Raw genomic sequence first — 18,454 nt, 5'->3', positions numbered from 1 at the left:
TTGGCAAACTACCCCCTTGACCACAATCTGAAATCGCAAGACGTGACGGGTGGTCAGGGGGTATTAGCTGACCCTATCATGAGTTTATTACGCTCAAAAGCATAATAATCTGGATAGATACAAGGCTAAACGTGAAAATAACTAGACGGGGGGCTATTTTGGGTCAGATCTGCCCTGCTGTAGCCACCCCCCTTGACCACACTCCAAAACCGCAAGACGTGACGGGTGGTCAGGGGGTCACCACACCAAAATCACTGCTCAATCAAATATGACTCGCTCGCATACCTGAGCGTGTTCTAAAAAGCCGTTTCAGCCGTTTTCTGAGATCGACTTATTTTCACCCGCTCAGAACACCCCCTGATTTTGCCAGCGGCGTGTTGAAAAGGTACGATATACCCCCGTTGGGTGGGGGTGTTCAGGCCCAAGGGCCAAGAGTAAGATGCCTGATACAGCAGGCAACCGGGATCACCCCAGCAGTCCCCTGAAGGGGACATGGAGAGACTGGACCTCAGACAGAAGCACCACCAGCTGGTTGACCACCGAGATCGAGACTGACCGCAGAGGGCAGTCGGCCAGCAAGACGGGGACACCACTACACGGCGGTCGCCACTGCCACCGCCTCACCGACACAGCGTGACTCACGAATCCTCTCAGAATCTCGAAATAGCCTCAGCACACTTCCCCGCGGGTCAGGTGGACCCCAGACGCAACACGACTCGTCGTCTCGACGACCACGATCGTCTCGGTAGACTTCCCATCTCCTGACGGTCGATGACCGCCACCGGGACAGTCCCCTCGAGGGTCAGTCGACCGCCGTCGACACGCCGTCCGATCCACAGACGAGAGACTCCCTCAACACATCGACTGTCGACTAATCTCTCACCGCCGAGTCGTGGCTGTGGTGACTGTTTCAGGAACCTGATGAGTCAGCCGATGACGAGTCGACCGCAGACGCCGGCCGGCTGTCACCATCGCCACGATCACACGCCGTGTGGAACGGCTTCGACCCCGCCGGGATTCTCACCTCCGACGTCGGTGACCGGCTCTGCTGATCCCCTCGTCCGGGTGGGCTTGTCGATGCGACTCGACTCGTCGATCTCGACTCGCGGCGTCTCCCGACCGAGGGTCACGACGTGGTCACCAATCGGCATCGACACCGCCTCTCCTCGAGACCACAGACGCGGCGACCAGTCGCCGCTTCACCATCGGTGGCCATCGGCTCGGATCCGACGATCAGGATCCACATCGAGACGGACCTCTCAGTATTCTGACTACGACACCGTCGGCCGTCACCAGCGACGGATCGCCACCACCACAGACACGGCAGGCGACCGCTTCGAGTCTGACAGCCGACGGGGACCGAACGGTGTCGGGTCCACCCCACCAACAGTGGTTGCGACCGACACGCCTCGAGGGCAGCTGGTCACCGTTCTGCTGGGTGGGTTGCCCTCACCTCGACGACTCCCTCTTGGCGGGAGTCCTCGCCAGTATCCCCACCGAGAATCTCTCAGCAATCTGGTATACAGAATGGCGTCCACGAGCCACCCACCTTCGGTGGGGCCTCGTTCCGTCTCAACACGGTGAGACGACACCGTCTGAATCCGGACGGAGTGGCGGCAGGCCCCAACCCAATGGTGGCATTATTGTGGCCGGGCCAGCGATGAGGTTTCCCAAGATGAACACGCTTCTCGCACTCGTCGTTTTCACCGTCTCGTTCGGCACCGCAATCGCCCTGCTCGTCGGCATCGTCTTCGCCGCGTTGCTGTCGATGAACGCCCGGAGTGGATCGGAGGGGTGTGACTTCTGTTCGAGTGAGTCGGCCACCCGTCTCGGGGGTGGTGACGTGGCGTGTAGTGACTGCAAACGCCGGGTGCTTTGACCGGCTTCTCAGCGGGGGTCGTGACCCCCTCTTCACGCCCTGTTCACTGGTGGGTTTGTTGCGGCAGATGACGGAACCGCAACCAGCCTGTAATGGAGACGGTCGATCAATCCGTTTTGTTCGGGGTCGATCTCGATGGGTTACCAGTGGGAGAAACTCTCTGTGACTCCCCACTCATGTTGGCCCCAATGGGACGGCTGGTTGTAACGTTAGCAGCAACTACTAACCCACCGTTCAGCACGGTGGCGAAGACACCGGCTACGGCCGAGTCTTGACCTCGCTTCAGCTGACAACATTATCTCCCCCAGCCGGAGACGAGGGTTTCCCCCGAGGGGGTGACCCGACCAACCGACTATGAGTGAAACACTTCGCGGTTCGACGCCCCAGTCCGAGTTTGACCTGACGACTACCCTTGACGACGAGATCGAGTGTGCCTGTGAGGGCTGTCACGACGACGTCGACGACCAGCTGAAACTCCTCCTCGGGTGTGACGCCCGTGGGATGGTCGCTGACTACGGGACGGTCGGCTTCTGTTCGCTTGAGTGTGCCCGCCAGTTCGTCTCGGCGGGCCCGTACCAGTCGCTCGAGGAAGACCTGATCGTCTACACCCAGCAGCCGGTCGTCGCGACCGTCGTCCACAACGGCGAGGTCATCGAGGCCACGCGGACAGCGACTCCGCGGTGTTCCGCTTGCGACCTCGCCCGGTCGACGCGGACGCATCACGCGAGTCGCTTCGCTCCACACGCGTTGCGCCCACGGACCAGTCGACAGCGGCGAGGTCGCTTCCGCACCCCCACTGACGGGCTGATGGACGCGAGCAAGACTATTAACCCCGATCGGGAACACAACGCAGCTCTAATCCTGTGTCCCACCATCGCGTCGTCTATTCAGCGATTTGCGCCACCAGCGCACACCTGCTCAGAAGCGTCTCACTCAAGAAACTCCAGAGGCAACGCAGTACAGTCCTGGTTGGCTGGCCCGCAGCGACCGCATTTATATCTCGTAATGAGTGCGGTCATTCTATGACCGTGTCTTATGACCAGGAATTCTCGACCAGATGGAACAGATGAATCGGAATTTGATGCGCCAGACTCACGCCAGACGCCGGCGGACGGCCTAGCAATCGCGTACCGCCCGGCACGCCAGCCGTGGCGGCAGATACGGTTCGAAGAACGGCGAGACGCTGACGGCTGGTGGCTGATAAACGAAGAGTGGACAGGCTGCTCATGGCGCACTGTCGGACGGGAACCCGTCGATGAAATCTTCGTCAACGCGGAGTGAGTGCTGCGATTAGTCTTCTACCGTAACAACTCACGGAGTCCCATTTCCGGTGACTGAGCCGTGTACGTCTCAGCGACCGCACCAACAGTCGTCACCTGAGCCTCAACGCTGACAGCAGACTCAACCTGCTGTTCTAGCACCCACTGATACACCTTCGTCTGATGTCTATACCGCCGGCGCAGCATGTCCGTCGCTGGTGCGAGTTGTACTTTGAGCTCCTCAACGTGGTAGTCTCCGTCAGGCATCACGACGACAAGGTCAGCCACTCCCTGAACCTCAACGTTCACACCGTCAATACGGATAACCGCGTGGAGCGGCTCCTCGGTATAGACGGTTGTTGCCCGCTCGACACGCTCCCACAGCTCACTGGCCGCCAGATCGGAGAGAACGTACTCCGTGAGGAAGGTGTAGAGCTCGTCCCACTCGGGATCACTAACTGCGACGTCGACCTCGTCTTCGAGGACGGCGGCAGCGTGCTCGCGAGCAGCTGGCCCAAACAACTCTTCCGCGGAAACCCCCGCATGGACGAGCCGCCCAACAAGTGTGTGGACGAGTTCACCAACCGTCTCGGTCTCAACGGTGTCGAACGACAGCGGGAGATCAGGATCAATGGCGTCAGTCTCCGTGTGGACCGTTTGTTCTCGAAGGGTCGGCACGAGTGTACTACCCGGATCGTCTACGAGTGGCGCTAGCAAACTCGGTCGGAGAAATCGTGGGTACCACGCTTCACCGGCGATATCGGTCGCCGGCGTCAGACGACGCGGACGCTGTGCGGGGACAGCCGCCCCTGACTCTTCAGTCGTGACTCTTGGTTCGAATTCGCCTCCATCGACAGCAACCCTTGTCGGCTGTGTGGCACCGTCACCATCCGGCAGCGCTACCGTGTGTGTCCCCGTTTCTGTGATCACCTCCTCTCCGAACACGTCACAACACACCTGCGCCCAGTGATCACGCTCTGAGAGGAAGGACTGTGTGCGAGGCAGTGGGATAACGAGGTGCTGTTGTGCCCGAGTCAGCGCAACGTGTAGCGTCCGCCACCACTCAGCTCGGTTTGCGGCGGACGCCGCCCGCCGAACTGGCGGCCCGCGTAGGTCTGCTTGTTCACTTCCTTCTGTGCCCCAATATTCTGAGTCCCAGCGCAGGCCGTGCTTGCCCTGTGTGCCGTCTCTGGACTTAGCGGGGTCAAGCTCGTAAAGGCCACCGTCAACACCCGGAAGCGGTGGCGTATCCGCATCAACAGCGTTCGCCGGCGGTGCCAGGGCAATGCCGTCACCGCTTGCGACGAGCGTCTCCGGTCCTGCTTTCGAGGTCCTAGGCGAGCCCGAACTGGAAGTATCAGCCAGCACGACGATGTCGTCCTGATCGCCTTTCATATCGTGGATAGTGCGAAACACGATGTCGACGGCGTCCGCGTCCACGACCGGTTGGGTGGGGCCGCGCCCGGGCGTCTCGACAAAGGGACTGAGTAACTCGTGGAGTCGTTTCGGGCTATATCGATCGTCATCTTCCCATTCTTCGACTAACTCGACGAGCGCATCGAGCGTCGCGACACGCTGTGGGCCGTCGGTTGCCGGATCAATGCCAAGCGGGTCGACTTCCAAGCCAAGCCGGTCGATGATCTCACGGACCAGCACTGATGCCGGCTCAACGTGACGTATCCGTCTGTCTTCGCGCAGACTTACCAGTCCCGACACGACACGATCGTGTGGCTCACCAATCTCACCGACCGCATCTTCCTGTAGTACTCCAGTTGTGTCCCTCACAGTCTCGGTGACAGCACTCAATCCGGACCCTGCCTTGGCGTGATCTTCAGTGGACGCAGCGAGCGCAGATTCCTCGAGTAGTCGGCGGGTTCGGGTCTTGTCGGTCGGGTCGATGAGCCATTCGACCACGTCGATAACTGACTTGACGATAGGTGACTCAAACAGGTAGGCGCTGGCGTCAGCGACAGTTAGGCCATAAGACTCGAAGGCCTCAGCATACGCGTCCATGTGGCGTCGACGGGGAAACAGGGCCGTGATGCCTGTATCATCATCGGCTACTGGGAAGCGGCCAGTATTGATCCCGCTGGCAACATATCTCGCAACAGTGTCTGCTTCTCCAGTCCCCTGCTTCGGAGCGACCCAGTCGTCCATGCCAGGCGCTCCCTTCGCATCGAAACTCGCGATGTGAATCGACGATTCATCAGCCGCGTCGCGGGTCGCCGACATCGCCGGCGGCTCCGTCGTAACCGTTCCAAGACCACCCCGTTCGTTGTGACCCAGTCCACGCTTGGCGACCGCGTTTACAAACCGGACGATATCCGGGCGCGAACGATAGTTCTTTTTAGCCCGTTCAGTCTTGTGAGGATGCCAGTCACGGTTGAAGTACTCTCCATCTTCGAGTGCGCCCGCAAACAGGTCTGGGGTAGCATCCCGCCACTGGTAGAGACACTGATCGAGGTCGCCCGCTAGTAGGATGCGTGTATCATCGGCAACCAGATGCGATAACGCATCGTGTTGGATCTGGCTGACATCCTGTGCTTCATCGATAATTACGCTATCGATCCCCTCATGATAGCGCCGTGTGAGCCGCTCTCGGCGGGCAGATTCAAACCGATCATCACTGAAATACGTCTCTACGAGATGAACACAGTCGGTGTGAGTGATGACTCCGCGTTCCCTTGTGAGATTGTCATATACACCAGCGTACTGCTCAAACAACTTGGCGAACGTCTCGATGAGCGTACTCCACTCTTCGTGGAGTTCTTGATCTGCCTTGAGAAGTGCGCGTTTTTCCTCGCTTGTGAGCCCGCTCTTGACGTTGGCCGCCGTCGTTTCGTCACGGTAGGCTACAACCGCATCGATGATACTCTCGAAGGAGGTTGTGGACCCGCCACGGTAGTTGGCCGTCACTGCTGCTCGGAGGCGGTCCGCAAGTTCGGCCGACGTCAGTTGTCGCCGGCGAGAGATCTTAAGCGCCTTACGCAGGAGTTTCCGGACTGACGCCGTGTCGCTGCTGGTGTCATACCCCTCACGCACACGGTCAGCGAGACGGGCGCCGGCGTCATTTCCAATGACCCTCTCGTATACATCTTGGTGGAGCTGCTCGATGAGCGCATCGTTGCCAACAGTCGGCATCGAGTCAAACCCCATCTCGGTCACGATTTCTCCACAGACCGTCCTGAGGACGCTATCCAAAGTGCCAATTCGGGGTGCCTCCCGCACCTGCCTACACAGCCGGTCGATGTCAGACCGATCCAGTGCCGCCGGCGTGTCGCCGCGCTCGTATAGCGCCTCGACCCATGCGACAATATCTGGGACGAGATCGGCAGCGTCCCGTTTAGAAAAGGACGCAATTAGCACCCGTTCATGTGGACGAGGGTCGCCGGCTGCCGCCCGCGCAAGCAGGTCTTTCGCCGCGGCCTTCCCGATAACCGAAGATTTCCCTGCTCCTGGGACACTCCCAAGTACTGCGAGCCCCTGGTCCATGCCGAGGTACGCCTTGACCATCCGCTGTTGATCGCGGTCGAGCCGTGGGACGTCGTCACTCATCGTCCATCTCCATAGGAAAATAGTCACTGAGCGGCTCAGGTATGACCGACGGCTCTGTCATGAGTCTTTGCTGTGCCGCTTTGGGTACCCGCGTCGTCTCCACGTGCTCAAGAAATGGAGAGGGGCGTTTCTCGACACCGTTGGCATCTGTTGTGTGACGGGTCACGACGAACACTTTGGTCGCCGTGTTGGAGGCAACCTCGAACTGGTCACAGGCGCGGGCGGTCGTCCACGCTGAGTGCGGACGGACCCCGTCGATGTCTGTAGTCTCGATCACCGTCCGGGCGGCCGACGGAACCGGTGACGCCGGCGTGGTTGGCCACTCCTCAGCAACCAGTCCGATCGCGATGACGTATGGCACAGAGAGTGCCCACAAGTCGTTTGCCTCTTTGACATCGATAGCGGCCGCTGTCGGTAGCTCACGTTTGCCCGGGACTGTCGTCGCAAACGACTCAAGGAGGTTTCTAACGACGCCCCACTGCTTGTCCGTGCGGCTTGTAGCAAGCCAACGCGTGTACCGCCGGCGGGTCATCCTCAGCAACTCCGTTGTCCGCTCAAATCCCCTGAGAGTAGCTGCGAGCTCGCTTACAGCCCTCTGACCCGGCTTGTCTGGGAGACAGGCATCATCGTACCGTTCAAGTACGGGATTGAGCGTTTCGGCGATGTCTTTGGAGGTGGGCGCGTCGGGCTGTGCGGCGATCCAGTTCAGGTACGCCATCCAGTCTTGTTTCGTCCCGTGCTCGATGTCTCCGGCTGCGATAGTGGCTTGCCACTCGTCGATCGGCTGGTCCGTCCCGGCGTGGCCGCGACCAATCTCGTTGATGGCCGCCGGCGCAAGTGGTTCCGACCGGCCAGTTACCGGCACCCATCCAAGGAAGAGTGGTTCTGTAAGCGTCTGGATATTGACGGCACCCTGAGCGCGCTCAACGAGCAGTCTAAGCGTTGCGTCGATGAGTTCGTACGGGACAGTTCGCTTGACCTTTAGAGGCGTCCAGACCGCCGGCGTGTGTCCATAGCGTGCGGTTGCCCGGGTGAGTGCGTCCTCATATCGGTCAACGTCCGCAGTCGCGATCACGATGTCACTTGGCGAGACGCCCTGTTCCACAAGGCTTGCGGCCGTTGCCACGGCGAGCCTGGCCTCTTCCTGCCGCGTGCGCCCAACGAGTTCGACCGTTGGCGTTGGGGTCGTGTCCGAGGCCACCACCGATTCGCTGCTGGCGACGTCTTCCGTGTCGCTGTGGGTGTCGTTCCGAGCGTTCATCGCCAGCTAAACACCCCCTGCGTACCCGGCGCGTCGACAGCGGTCGTCTGAGTGAGGTGATCGGCAATTGCCGGCCCGCTCGCCGTCCGAAGATAAAGCTGGACATCGGTGTCTGTTCGTGTGGCGACGACCCGAAGCAAGTCTTCCAACGGAGCCGTGAGCATGCTCGCGCCGGCGACCACAAGTTGCTCAATCGTGGGGTATGCTGCCGCCCAGATGTCCGGGTTGGCCGTGAGTTCGCGGATAGCGCGGGTTAGAACTGCTGTCTCCGAGGCGAGATGTAAAGTCGTCTGCTCAGCCATAGTGTCCGTAATGAGGTAGTCAGTAAGGTCATGATGGAGCTGTGACACGCCGGCGAGCAGATCCAGCGTATCGATCGTCGCCGGTTCACTTACCCGCTGGGCATCCGACCGCACGGCGTCTGCGACTTGTTCCATCCGTTGGGGGTGAAACCCAGTAACCAACTCAAGTTCACCTCGTGCCCGCTCGACGGTTTCGACGTGCTGTGAGAGTGGCTGGCCGATGACGGCAGCAAGGCGGTCATAGACGGGCCGTTGCGACTCGACCAAGACATCGGGGAGGTAGGCGAGCCGGTCAACCCGGTCAGCGGCGATGGCCGGCTCGTCCGTTTCTTTGAGTAACTCCTCAGCAACTCCGCGTAATCGCCGAGATATTAGACTGCTCATTGGTTGTGCCCGCTCGCGGAGTCGCGTCTCAATATTGCGTTGATGTAGCTGGACCGGTGTGATGATGAGCGTCGTCGGCTGGGCTGTCCGTGACGCGTCGGTCCAGAGACTGTCCGGCTCGCCTACAGAGACACGAAACGGCAGCGCTGAGGTGGTGAGTTCGTGTTGCATCAGGAGAGAAGCGCGTTACTGCTTCGATGGGTGCCCAAACCGTACGTACCCGTACTACAGGTGTTCCTCACCACGCTAGATACACCTTGGACACTGCCGTAACTGGAGGTAATCGACAACGCTGATACTCTCATCGCAGTTAGGACAGACAACGTTCATTCTGACATCTACTTCGGGCTCAGTGGGTATCTGATCTCGTTCGCTGTGAGATGCGACTGCGTCTTTCAGCATCGTCTCAACCCTGTTTTGGATCGCGATCATCGATGTAGCAGATTCCTCGCAAGTGTTCCGCCGACGACCTTGCTTTTCTACATCTCGATAGGTTCGCAGGTAATTCTGGACTGTTCCGTGAGATATCATATCATTGAGTACCGTTTCGCCGTCTATTCCGAGTCTGTTCAGTCGGTCTTCAGTAAGCTCCCGGTCATCTGCTGTAAGCCGATGGCAACAGTCTTCATACTCTGCTTCTGTGGTCAACGCTCCACGCATATTTTGATCTAGAATCTTTATATTGACTTTCTGCTGTAGTTCACGGAGCGTCGCCGGTTTCGGAGGGGTGTACTCCCGTTCAAGTCGGTCACCAAGTTCGGTAAACCCGTACTTATCAATAATCCGCTTGAGCTTTTCTCCAGTTGAAGAGGAATTCTCCGCACAATCCGTCTCTACTACCTCTCCCTCAAGATTCAGCTGTCTAATCTCTTCAGGGTCGGTAGTCTCTTGATGTTGGCTCGGATTCGTTGACATGGGGTGTGGTGCCCCGAAGGTCGGTGTTCTAAGCACCGGCCTGTTTCTTTGCTTCAGGCGTCACCTTCGGACATCCACTTATTTATCAATAAGTGGCTTAAATGTTTGCGTCTGAGCTCATTTTGAGTTCGCACTCTATCCGGTGGAGTCATTTATGAAGCCCATGTACATTCTGCCGTGGACGAGGACCGTCGCGACCCAGAGACGGGACAATACACGCCAGATTTCACTGATGATGAGCTCTTACAGGCGCTCGCAGAACGCGAACCAGCTGGGACCGTCGAACTCGCAGATGTATTCAATTGCTCACAGCCTGGCGCCTATCAACGTCTCACTCAACTTGAGGAGAAGGGGCTAATTGAAAGTAAGCTAGTTGGCGGAACAAAAGTCTGGATGCTGAAGTGAACAGTGGATCACCGGCTGTGAATTGACCTCAATTATTGTTGTTCAGTCACCTGTTGTGGTCAATATACCCGGCTTCCCATTCAGTCCGAGCTTCGATCTCTCTAGTACCCCGGCGAGTAGTACTGTACTCGTTGGTCCGTCGGTCCCGCTGACTTTTTTCGATGAGTCCCTTCTCAACGAGCGTATCGAGATTTGGATAGAGCCGACCATGATGGATCTCCTTTTCGTAGTAGTCCTCGAGCTCGTCTTTGATCGCGAGTCCGTGGGGGTCATCAAGTCCGGCAACGACGTACAGCAGATCGCGCTGAAAGCCAGTGAGATCGTACATGTCGCAATTTTCGTATTCGAGTTTTGAAATACTATTGATCTGGTAACCGCGTGTTATAGAATACGTTTCACACCCTCTACACAGTGATTTTGACTGCTTCATCTCACACTTGAGTCGAAGAAGTACCGTATACCCGTCTCGATAGCCGGTGGCTATCGTGGGGCGGATGCTACAGTGGAGACTGGATCTCGGTAGAGAGTGTCTTCGGGTCTGCTGTCGCGAGCTCGTCGGTTGCGATAAGCCGAAGTCGGGGGCGGCCGATGTCTAGTGGGACTTTTTCAGTCTCGATGAGGCCAGCATCTTCGAGTGCTGATTTGGCCCGTGAGAAGGTCGCTTTGGAAGCGATACCCGTATCCTCTCCCCATTTCGAGACGTCGTAGAGGAGGACCTCGTTGCGGGCTGCGAGAATAAGCATGATCTCGACGATACTGAGGTATTCGTTGCTGTTGGAAATCTCTTCAGCGTGTGCGAGGACTTCGTCGAGGTCGGCTGCGATATCGTCGCCGATCTCTTCTCGGAGCGTCTGTTTCACTACTGAGAGGGCAGGTGTCCGGAGGTGATACTGCTCGGCAGCCTCGAATCTGGAGTCGAACTCACCGTAGACTGATGAGACCAGCTCGGGGTCCGAGCTCGAAATACTGTGCTTGTCCATCACAGGAACTACGGCCTCAGACTCGGTTGTGAAGATGGTATTCTGAACTGGCCCCGTGAGTGTTCGGAGGCTGAGTTGCTCCCGGTGGATGAGTTCGGCGATCTTTGAGGCCGTGAGGAAGCTGTAGAGGGCGTCTTTGATTTCATCTACGTCTGCGAGCAGTCGGACCTTGGGCTGGTCCTCAACCGCTACTGCTTCCTCTGCGAAGGCTGCGATTTGTTCAGAGCGAGGATTGATATACAATGCTGGCTCGTCTCGTTCGGGAATCATCTGAGTGAAAATGTGTTGCTTGGTCATATTTTGTAATTTTATCGATATGTACTCAACAGATGTGATATCTGAGGATTGGACTACTTTGTCGGTTACGGGATAGAGCTGACTATCCGTTTCGAGTACGCTCATAGGAAGCAGATTGTCGGTCGTAGTAGTGACTCTCGATCTGGGGTAGTAGAATCCGGTATTCGACTACAAATCACGGTCTGGAAATCTAAACTGCTCGCATTGAGACGTGGTTTCACACGGTTGTCCGTAGGCTCGGCTCGTAAGGGCTATATCTCAGCCATCTGCTCACGCTCTACATACCACTCGCGACGGTCGAGAACGTTCTGTACCGTCGCCACCGGGACATCGACTTCGTCCGCGATCTTCCGGCGGCTCTTCCCGGCGTTGTCAAGTTGGAAAATCTCCGTCACCGTGTCGAACTCTTCACCGGGTACCTGGTAGTGGCCGTTCGCGTCGTAGGTCATCCCAAACCGCGGTCGGCCGTGGTCGTACCCCTGCTCTTTGCGCCGCTCGATCGCGCGGCGAGACCGTGGCCGAGGACGCTGAGGGGGTGGGCCTCAGGGCCGTGACGACGGAGGCGTGGGGGTACGTCGACACGGCGGAGGCGTCGCTCGCGGTTTCGGACGGGCTCCCGACTGTCACCGGCGACTTGGGGCGCCTGACGCAACTCTTTGAGAGTCTCTTCCAGAACGCTGTCGAGCGCGGAGGGAACGGGCTTCGGTCTTTTGATCGTGGCCGACATCGCGAGGGCGCACGGCTATGCTGTCTCGGTGGGGGAAATCGCTGACGGCGGCACGCGGTTCGAGTTCGTTCGGACCGAGTGACTTCGGCCGCCTGAGGGGGCCGTCGCTCGGACGCAAGCCGCCGCTCGCGTGTGCGACCCGTCCGGTCGCGATCGGGTCGCCGATCGCACCGCCAACCGTCACCGGTCGGGAAACGTAATCATTGCCGTTGTTCCCTCACTGGTGTCCACGGTCAGCGCCGCCTCCGAGTAGTGGACCACGCGGTCGACAATCCACAGTCCCGCACCGCTTCCGTGCTCCAGTGCGGACTCTCCGCGTTTTTCGATCACATCGAGTTCGTACGGATCGATGCCGGGACCGTTATCCGTGACGAGGACAAGGGTGATCTCCTCGTCTCGCCGTACTGTGACCTCGACCCGAGGTTCATCAGCGTCGTTGTGCTCGAACCCGTTTCGAATCAGGTGAGCAAGAGCGGTCTGAAGCTCGGGGTGCGCCGTCACCGTCAGCGCCTCCCGAACGTTGACGTCCAGTTCTCCCTCCGGGTACTCCGCTTCAATATCCGAGACAGCAGCCCAGACCGCGGACTCGAGATCCACTGAGGTGATGTCGTTTCGCTTGTTCACGATCTCCCGCATTTCTTGGGCGTGTTGCGCTGTCTTCTCGAGGGCGCGGCAGCTGTCGAGGACGCGCCGGGCGTACCCTCGAATCGGTTCGTCGGCCGCCGACTCTATCTGCGATGCGTAGCCCATGATCGTCGTGAGCTTGTTTCGAACGTTGTGCCTGAGGATCCGAGCGATGACTTGATTCAAAAGGTCCACGTTTTGACGCCCGTCAATCACTTCCGCGATCGCTTCGAGGTTGGTGCTGACGGAGTCGAGCATTTCGACGTCGAGGTCGCTGAAGCTTTCCGCGCGCGTCAACCCGGCGATCAACACTCCGAAGTCGCCGATCGGAACGATCACCTCCTCCTCGATGGGCGTCTCGAGGTTGTGGGAATCAGCATGCGCGGCTACCTCATCGGTGACTAGGGTAGTACCGCTCTCAAAGGATTGGTACGCGAGACTGTGGCCGCTCGAGAACGATGGCAAATCCCCGAACAGCTGCTCGGAGTGATCGGTCGCGGCGAGGGGCTCAAGTTGACGCCGCCCAGGGTGGTGTTTCCAGACACCTATCAGTGGCATGTTCAGCGCCTCGGGGAGTTCGGCGAGGACTGAGCGTGCCATGTCACCGTGAGAGCGCTCGCGAAGCGCACGCCGGGCTGTCTCTTGGGTCCGCTCGAGTCCCTCCTCGTTCAGTCGGCGGTTGAGACCGATCGCCGTGAGCTGACTCAGTACTCGGAGAAAGTACACGTCTTCGTCAGTGAAGCCGTTCGATTCAGGCGCCGATGCGACGACGACACCATGACTTCCGACGGGGATGACGACCGCACTTTTGACCGGCTGCTCCGCGTTCGGAAGGCGGCCGTCGAACGTCGCGGTATCTTCGATCCGGATCGGCTCTCCCCGGCGGTACGCGTCCCAAACCACGGTGTCTCTGTCGGTGTACGTGACCGACTCGACACTCAACCGGTCTCGGACCCCCGAGGTCGTGACGACTGGTTCGAGCGCCCCCGTTTCCCGGTTATACAGGTAGACGCCCACGTCCGAGTGCCCGAGAACCGACTCGACGGTCTCTACAACCGTACGGCAGATCTCGCGGCGAGATCCCTCCGTGAGAATGTCCTGTACCGCAGCGTAGAGCCCTTGTAAAGTCAGTTCGCGTTCTCGTTGGTCAGTGATGTCGACGTACACGCCGAAGTACTCGGTTCGGTCCGTCGCGCTGACCGGCACGGCTGTAAACAGGAAGTACCCGATTCCGTCGGGCGTTTTGCGCCGCATCTCTCGCCTGAACGGCTCCCCCGTCTCGAGGCTCGCTGCGAGCGCGTCGGTATCTACCGGTTGGTCTTCGGGAGTGATCAGATCGTTGATATCCCGGCCACCGAGCGGTTCGTCGTCGTATCCGAACGTCGATCTGAACGCGTCGTTGGCGCGGTGGAGTCGCTCGGTCCCGTCGTCTTCGATGACGACCTCAACAGTCGGCTCCGCGGTCGCGGCGAACATGGTCTCGAACCGGTCGCGCTGTTCTTGGAGGGCGCGCTCTCTGCGGTTTGCCCGACAGGCCTGCGCCAACCTATCATTCAGCGGATCCAACGCCGAGACGGTCTCCACGTCGAGTGACCCGCCCTGTTTACCGAGAAGTAACACGCCGAACTCCGGCAGCTCGAAGAGGTAGTACGTTCCTGAGCCATCGACCGTTCCGGTGGCCGGAAGTGAGTCGGCGGTCGAGCGAGACGAATCGTGCTTTGAGCGGCCGTCCGTCGGCTTGTCCGAGCGGCGTCCACGAATCGCAAAACCGGCGAAAAAACCGTCTTTGAGGGTCATGAGGCGGTCCTGCGCGCAACGAAATAACTTGTTCCGAGTCGGATTCGCGGGAATAGACGTCACGAGATTCAGTTCGGCGCGATCGGCGGCCCTAGTGGTTTCGAAGACGCCGCCGACGGAGCAGTTCAGTTTTTGAAGATACGCGGCGAGCGCCTTATCAGCTGTTTCGGCGAGCGTCTCGCCGGTCTCGATCGCGAGCGAGATCTCGTAGAGGGTCTGGACGCGGCGCTGCCGCGATGTCATTTTTCTTCGGCCGCGCCGACTACGGCGGTCTTATTGTAGTAGTCGAGGTGTCCGTAACCGTCGTTGGCGATCTCGCCGATTGTGAGGGCACCGATCATCGGCGTGTCGTCACTCGCAACAGCCGAGAGCTCGCGCTCGAACTCGTCTTCGAGGTACAACACCCGCGAGATACAGTCAAAAAAGAACAGCCCGTCGACCGTGGCGTCCGACTCGCGCGCTGCCTGCCCCGCACGGCGGGCTGCGTCGATTAGTGAGTCGGGCTCGCCTTCGAGGACGTGTACGAACTCTCCCTCGGGGATATCTCCGAAACAGTTGAGCCCGTCTGTCTCGGTCACTTCAAAGGGGTCGCGGACGATTTGTTCGCCGTCCATCCTCGCAATCCCGAACGGGTGCGCCTTTGCAGTCTCAAAGAAGTTGTCACTCGCGACTTCTGTCCCGGTGTGTTCTGTCACGACAGACTCATACACCGAGAACGCCGGCCGGCCGTCGAGACCCCGTAGTTTGCTCCCGTCAGCGTCGTTACGCGGAACGGGCCGGCGATCTCGCTCCACCCGTGCTTGACCCCGAGCGTCACCGGTGTCTCGACCGCCGCCACCACCGCAGAGTCCTCCACCATGCCATCGTTCGTGAACAAACAGGGACGCTGTTCCATTTCGAGCGTTCCAGCCCCGCCGCCGATGAAATTGAGTTCAACGCTGTACGTTCGGAACAGTGACTTGATGAACTGTTGGATGTTGTCGCTGTACGCGTCGACGAAGACGAACGCCGTCTCGTACCCATCGACCGGTAGATCTGGTTCGAGGTCGGACGCGTAATCGCGGTTACTACTTAAATTCGGAATAGTCGTCACGCGCGGTTCGGACGCGAGTCCGCAGATGACGGCCCCGCGCTCCGTATTTTCACCGTCGTAGATGATCTCCGGAAACAGTCCGCCGAACACGGTCAAATCAAGTTCTTGGAAGAACGGGTCGAGCCAGTCGGCGATGTCGGCGTCCGGTGCGGCACACAGCAAAATACCTGCCACCTCGTCCCGTGATGCCATATCACGCACTGTCGTCCGGATCGCATCGGGCGAGTCGGCGTACACGTAATACATACGCTCGATACGCGAAAGCGCCATTTTAACACTCCGATACTACAGGTTCCAACCCGTACGGTCTGCTCTACTTACACGTACATCGAACCGCGGCGGAGCAACTCGAGTCGGATCGACCTCGCTGACGGAAGAAGCATACTACCCCCAGCTACGGAACAGTGGTGAACATCACCGCCGTGACAAGGAGCACCACCGGCGGCACGAGCATGAGCAATGCCGTCGTCTTCCACTACCGCTTGGGTACCTGAAACCGACACGCGTCCCTTACAGCCTCGGAATTTGTCGCGACCACGACATTCCCGTCGCAGGGAGTGGCCCAGCGGTGCGATTGCCTTGTTTTCCGCCTAGTGACGACAGTCTCAGACTCTCTTACTATAATATTTTGCCAGATAAACCCGAAACTAGATACAGTCTGACGATATGGCATCGCTCAGACGGCATCTATTTCTCGGTTAGCTTGACGAAATCTTCTTTGGAGAGCGTCTGAAGCTCCCCTCAACCGGTGGCAAGACAAGGCAACTACCGTTCAAACACGGTCGCGCCACCTTTCCCCGCTGTGACTTCTAGCTACTGCTGAGACCTGATCAACAATCCTCTGCCAAGGGCGTCGTTTAATATAGTTTTAACAAACACTTATTGATCATTCTGTCAATAAGCAGGTGTTGACTGATTCGATCGTCGCCGAGTTCGATGCTGTCGTCGATTTCAGTCGAGCGACGAGCGGCGCGCCGAGCCGCGGGCGCATCGGGATGACGCCCGCACAGATTCGCGTCCGGACTGGTGACGTGACGCGTCGGATCGACATCGACAAGATTTTCGACATCGTACGAGATGTCTCAATGGCTGCCGCGGCCGACTCGCCAGAGACGGCTACATTGGCGTTCGACAGCGGCAACCGGCGCGAGACACTTGCCGTGCGGGCCGACGCTGCGACGCTCGTGAAGTTCCAGCGTCTGCTTTTTCAACAGCTGTTCGTCGACGTGATAGTGTCCGTTTCCCACCGACGCGCGGACGACCGGGGTGACGACAGGCGATCCTGTCAGCTCGGTGTCTCTGCCACAGAGATACGGTTCAAACCGACAGACGGCGGTGATCAGATCACCGTCCACCGGGACGACGTCGCTCGGTTCAGCCTCTCAGGAACCGATGCTCCGGCGGTCGTCTTGTTCCTGAACGCACCGGACCGAGCAGAACGGATCAGCGTTCAGTTTCCGTCGTTTCGCCTGTTGAACCTCTTCGGTCGGTACCTCCGTGCCGACCTGCTCGCGGTCGATGCGCTCGGGTCGGTGTCGGACGGAAATGGTGCTATCGAGGTGCTGCTCGTCGACGACGACGAGCAGAGTCGAGAAATGACCCGCGTCTTCTTAGCCGAACAGTCGAGTCGACTCTCGATAAGTGAGGATTTAACGCCTCTCGCGGCACTTGAACGTCTTTCTGAACCTCATCGCGCCGAGCGGATCGACTGTATCGTCAGCGACTACAAGATGCCGAGTATGGACGGCATCGAGTTTCTCAGTGCCGTCCGAGACCGCCATCCGACGCTTCCTTTTATATTGTACACCGGACGGGGCAGCGAGGAGGTAGCGAAGAAAGCGATCCTTGACGACGTGACCGACTACGTCGAAAAGGATGTCGGCCCGAAACAGTACGAGACTCTTGTCGAACGGATCGAGAAGGCTGTTCGGTGACCGACAGTCCGATCGGCTTAACATTCTCCTCTGCGCTCTTGTGTAGCACATTGTTGATTTCAGCATAAGTGTCTAATCTGTGCGTTCGGGCCGTTTCACGGCTAAGAGACAGGCGTCAGCAGCCGAATAATTATCAGTCCACTATGACATCCTTTGAGTATGGATCCAAATGCTACCGGCGATACGAGTACTTCAAAGATACCGATAGGTGTCCCAAGTATCGATAGTCGTCTTCGTGGAGGTATTCGACCAGGAACCACCCTCCTCGCGATGGGACCGTTTGGAACAGGGCATCACGAGTTCCTTCGAACGATTGCGATACTACACGGAAACTGGCAGGCTGAGTCGGATCTCTTTGAATTGGCATATGGAGAGGTAAGTAACAATGTTCGACAGCCATCACAGGTTCGGTATTTATCGATCAATGATTCGGAGACGCGATTCCAGAGAAATCTTCACGATACCGGGAGTTCAGAGTGGGTGGATACGGCACTTGAACACATCAGTTTCCATAGTCTCGCCAATGACGTAGCGGACCTCGGGCCAGTCAAGCCAGCCGAAAAAGGGACGGGATTCACGTATGAATCAAAGGAAGAGCGACCTAGCGATAAGTATCAGCAAGTGTTTCGCCGGTTTGACGACCTGATTGAGGAGGTTCCAGGCGAGATTGCGATAGTTGACTCGATTTCTGACTTCCTCCCGATCACCTCGAAGTTTCTTGACCCGATGGATCTGTATTTCATCTCGCAGACGCTTTGTCACGTAGCCGCCGAGTCGAATAGTATTCTTATTGCCGGTGCCGATTCTGAGCTCCTTACTGAGAGAGAACGAGCGCTTCTCAAGCGAACCTTCGAGGGAGTTCTGAACTTCGGGTGGTTTGGGCAGGGGAGTCAGCAACGACGAACGATGACGGTTACAAAATTCCCTGAGTTCTGGCGCGAAGCGGACCCAAATGGCCGTGTCACGTTCGATCTCGATATTGACCGCGACCGCTTTGGAATTTCAAGTACAGAGAAAATTCCGCCATCAAAATTATAACCAT

At 58.4% G+C, this 18,454-nt stretch carries 16 protein-coding genes and 1 pseudogene; 6 read left to right on the top strand and 11 right to left on the bottom strand.

From position 1 onward, the window contains the following. Nucleotides 1-980 precede the first annotated feature (980 nt). Nucleotides 981-1,157, bottom strand: a complete 177-nt coding sequence (locus DVK07_RS22725) for a hypothetical protein (RefSeq protein WP_158603163.1) — start codon at nt 1,155-1,157, stop codon at nt 981-983. Between the two features lie 518 nt (nt 1,158-1,675). Between DVK07_RS22725 and DVK07_RS14305 the strand changes: the two genes are divergently transcribed. Both DVK07_RS14305 and DVK07_RS23670 read left to right on the top strand, forming a co-directional pair. After that, the gene (locus DVK07_RS14305) at nt 1,676-1,879 is read left to right on the top strand and encodes a hypothetical protein (RefSeq protein ID WP_158603162.1); all 204 of its coding nucleotides are present in this window, start codon (nt 1,676-1,678) and stop codon (nt 1,877-1,879) included. 354 nt (nt 1,880-2,233) lie between these two features. Continuing rightward, complete coding sequence (locus DVK07_RS23670) at nt 2,234-2,905, top strand: hypothetical protein (RefSeq protein WP_233565437.1); 672 nt, start codon at nt 2,234-2,236, stop codon at nt 2,903-2,905. Nucleotides 2,906-3,177: 272 nt separating this feature from the next. On the opposite strand, the gene DVK07_RS14290 is transcribed toward DVK07_RS23670, so the two are convergent. The 4 genes from DVK07_RS14290 to rdfA all read right to left on the bottom strand — a co-directional run bounded on the left by DVK07_RS14290 (nt 3,178) and on the right by rdfA (nt 9,555). Then, nucleotides 3,178-6,693 (bottom strand): UvrD-helicase domain-containing protein, encoded by a 3,516-nt coding sequence (locus tag DVK07_RS14290; protein ID WP_121597676.1) that lies wholly within the window; start codon nt 6,691-6,693, stop codon nt 3,178-3,180. Beyond that, entirely contained in the window at nt 6,686-7,954 is a 1,269-nt protein-coding gene (locus DVK07_RS14285; RefSeq protein ID WP_121597675.1) for a hypothetical protein, read from the bottom strand. Before DVK07_RS14285 ends, DVK07_RS14290 begins: the two co-directional genes overlap by 8 nt. Continuing rightward, nucleotides 7,951-8,811, bottom strand: a complete 861-nt coding sequence (locus DVK07_RS14280; RefSeq protein ID WP_147441173.1) for a hypothetical protein — start codon at nt 8,809-8,811, stop codon at nt 7,951-7,953. Before DVK07_RS14280 ends, DVK07_RS14285 begins: the two co-directional genes overlap by 4 nt. Nucleotides 8,812-8,886: 75 nt before the next feature. Beyond that, nucleotides 8,887-9,555: a rod-determining factor RdfA gene (gene rdfA, locus DVK07_RS22260; protein ID WP_147441172.1), complete on the bottom strand. Its 669-nt coding sequence runs from the start codon at nt 9,553-9,555 to the stop codon at nt 8,887-8,889. A 177-nt stretch (nt 9,556-9,732) separates the two neighbouring features. On the opposite strand from rdfA, the gene DVK07_RS14275 reads away from it, so the two are divergent. Then, entirely contained in the window at nt 9,733-9,960 is a 228-nt protein-coding gene (locus DVK07_RS14275; protein ID WP_147441171.1) for a helix-turn-helix domain-containing protein, read from the top strand. 46 nt (nt 9,961-10,006) lie between these two features. On the opposite strand, the gene DVK07_RS14270 is transcribed toward DVK07_RS14275, so the two are convergent. The 3 genes from DVK07_RS14270 to DVK07_RS14260 form a co-directional block, all read right to left on the bottom strand. Continuing rightward, nucleotides 10,007-10,288, bottom strand: coding sequence for a helix-turn-helix transcriptional regulator (locus tag DVK07_RS14270; RefSeq protein ID WP_094519860.1), 282 nt, complete (start codon nt 10,286-10,288; stop codon nt 10,007-10,009). Nucleotides 10,289-10,457: 169 nt separating this feature from the next. Further along, nucleotides 10,458-11,342 carry a DUF5821 family protein gene (locus tag DVK07_RS14265; protein ID WP_233565436.1) on the bottom strand — a complete coding sequence of 295 codons (885 nt, stop codon included), beginning with the start codon at nt 11,340-11,342 and terminating at the stop codon, nt 10,458-10,460. Between the two features lie 146 nt (nt 11,343-11,488). Then, entirely contained in the window at nt 11,489-11,686 is a 198-nt protein-coding gene (locus tag DVK07_RS14260; RefSeq protein ID WP_233565435.1) for a helix-turn-helix domain-containing protein, read from the bottom strand. A gap of 50 nt (nt 11,687-11,736) precedes the next feature. On the opposite strand from DVK07_RS14260, the pseudogene DVK07_RS24365 reads away from it, so the two are divergent. Beyond that, nucleotides 11,737-12,046 (top strand): annotated as a pseudogene (locus DVK07_RS24365) (ATP-binding protein); the annotation flags it as partial. Nucleotides 12,047-12,144: 98 nt separating this feature from the next. On the opposite strand, the gene DVK07_RS14250 reads toward DVK07_RS24365, so the two are convergent. The 3 genes from DVK07_RS14250 to DVK07_RS14240 are packed head-to-tail and all read right to left on the bottom strand — an operon-like array spanning nt 12,145 to nt 15,748. Further along, nucleotides 12,145-14,628, bottom strand: coding sequence for a GAF domain-containing protein (locus DVK07_RS14250; protein ID WP_121597671.1), 2,484 nt, complete (start codon nt 14,626-14,628; stop codon nt 12,145-12,147). After that, on the bottom strand, nt 14,625-15,080 hold the full coding sequence (locus tag DVK07_RS14245) for an FIST C-terminal domain-containing protein (protein WP_158603161.1): 456 nt from the start codon (nt 15,078-15,080) through the stop codon (nt 14,625-14,627). The genes DVK07_RS14250 and DVK07_RS14245 overlap by 4 nt, the downstream gene beginning before the upstream one ends. Beyond that, nucleotides 15,077-15,748: an FIST N-terminal domain-containing protein gene (locus tag DVK07_RS14240; RefSeq protein ID WP_121597669.1), complete on the bottom strand. Its 672-nt coding sequence runs from the start codon at nt 15,746-15,748 to the stop codon at nt 15,077-15,079. The genes DVK07_RS14245 and DVK07_RS14240 overlap by 4 nt, the downstream gene beginning before the upstream one ends. Before the next feature lie 635 nt (nt 15,749-16,383). Here DVK07_RS14240 and DVK07_RS14235 point away from each other — a divergent pair. Together DVK07_RS14235 and DVK07_RS22255 are read left to right on the top strand one after the other, a co-directional pair. Next, nucleotides 16,384-17,412, top strand: coding sequence for a response regulator (locus tag DVK07_RS14235; protein WP_121597668.1), 1,029 nt, complete (start codon nt 16,384-16,386; stop codon nt 17,410-17,412). 159 nt (nt 17,413-17,571) lie between these two features. Next, nucleotides 17,572-18,450, top strand: coding sequence for a hypothetical protein (locus tag DVK07_RS22255; RefSeq protein WP_147441169.1), 879 nt, complete (start codon nt 17,572-17,574; stop codon nt 18,448-18,450). Nucleotides 18,451-18,454 lie beyond the last annotated feature (4 nt).

This window comes from Halorubrum sp. Atlit-26R (assembly GCF_003666015.1).
GTDB lineage: Archaea > Halobacteriota > Halobacteria > Halobacteriales > Haloferacaceae > Halorubrum.
The sequence above is the reverse complement of the archived record's forward strand: the minus strand, read 5'-3'. Positions and strand labels throughout refer to the sequence as shown.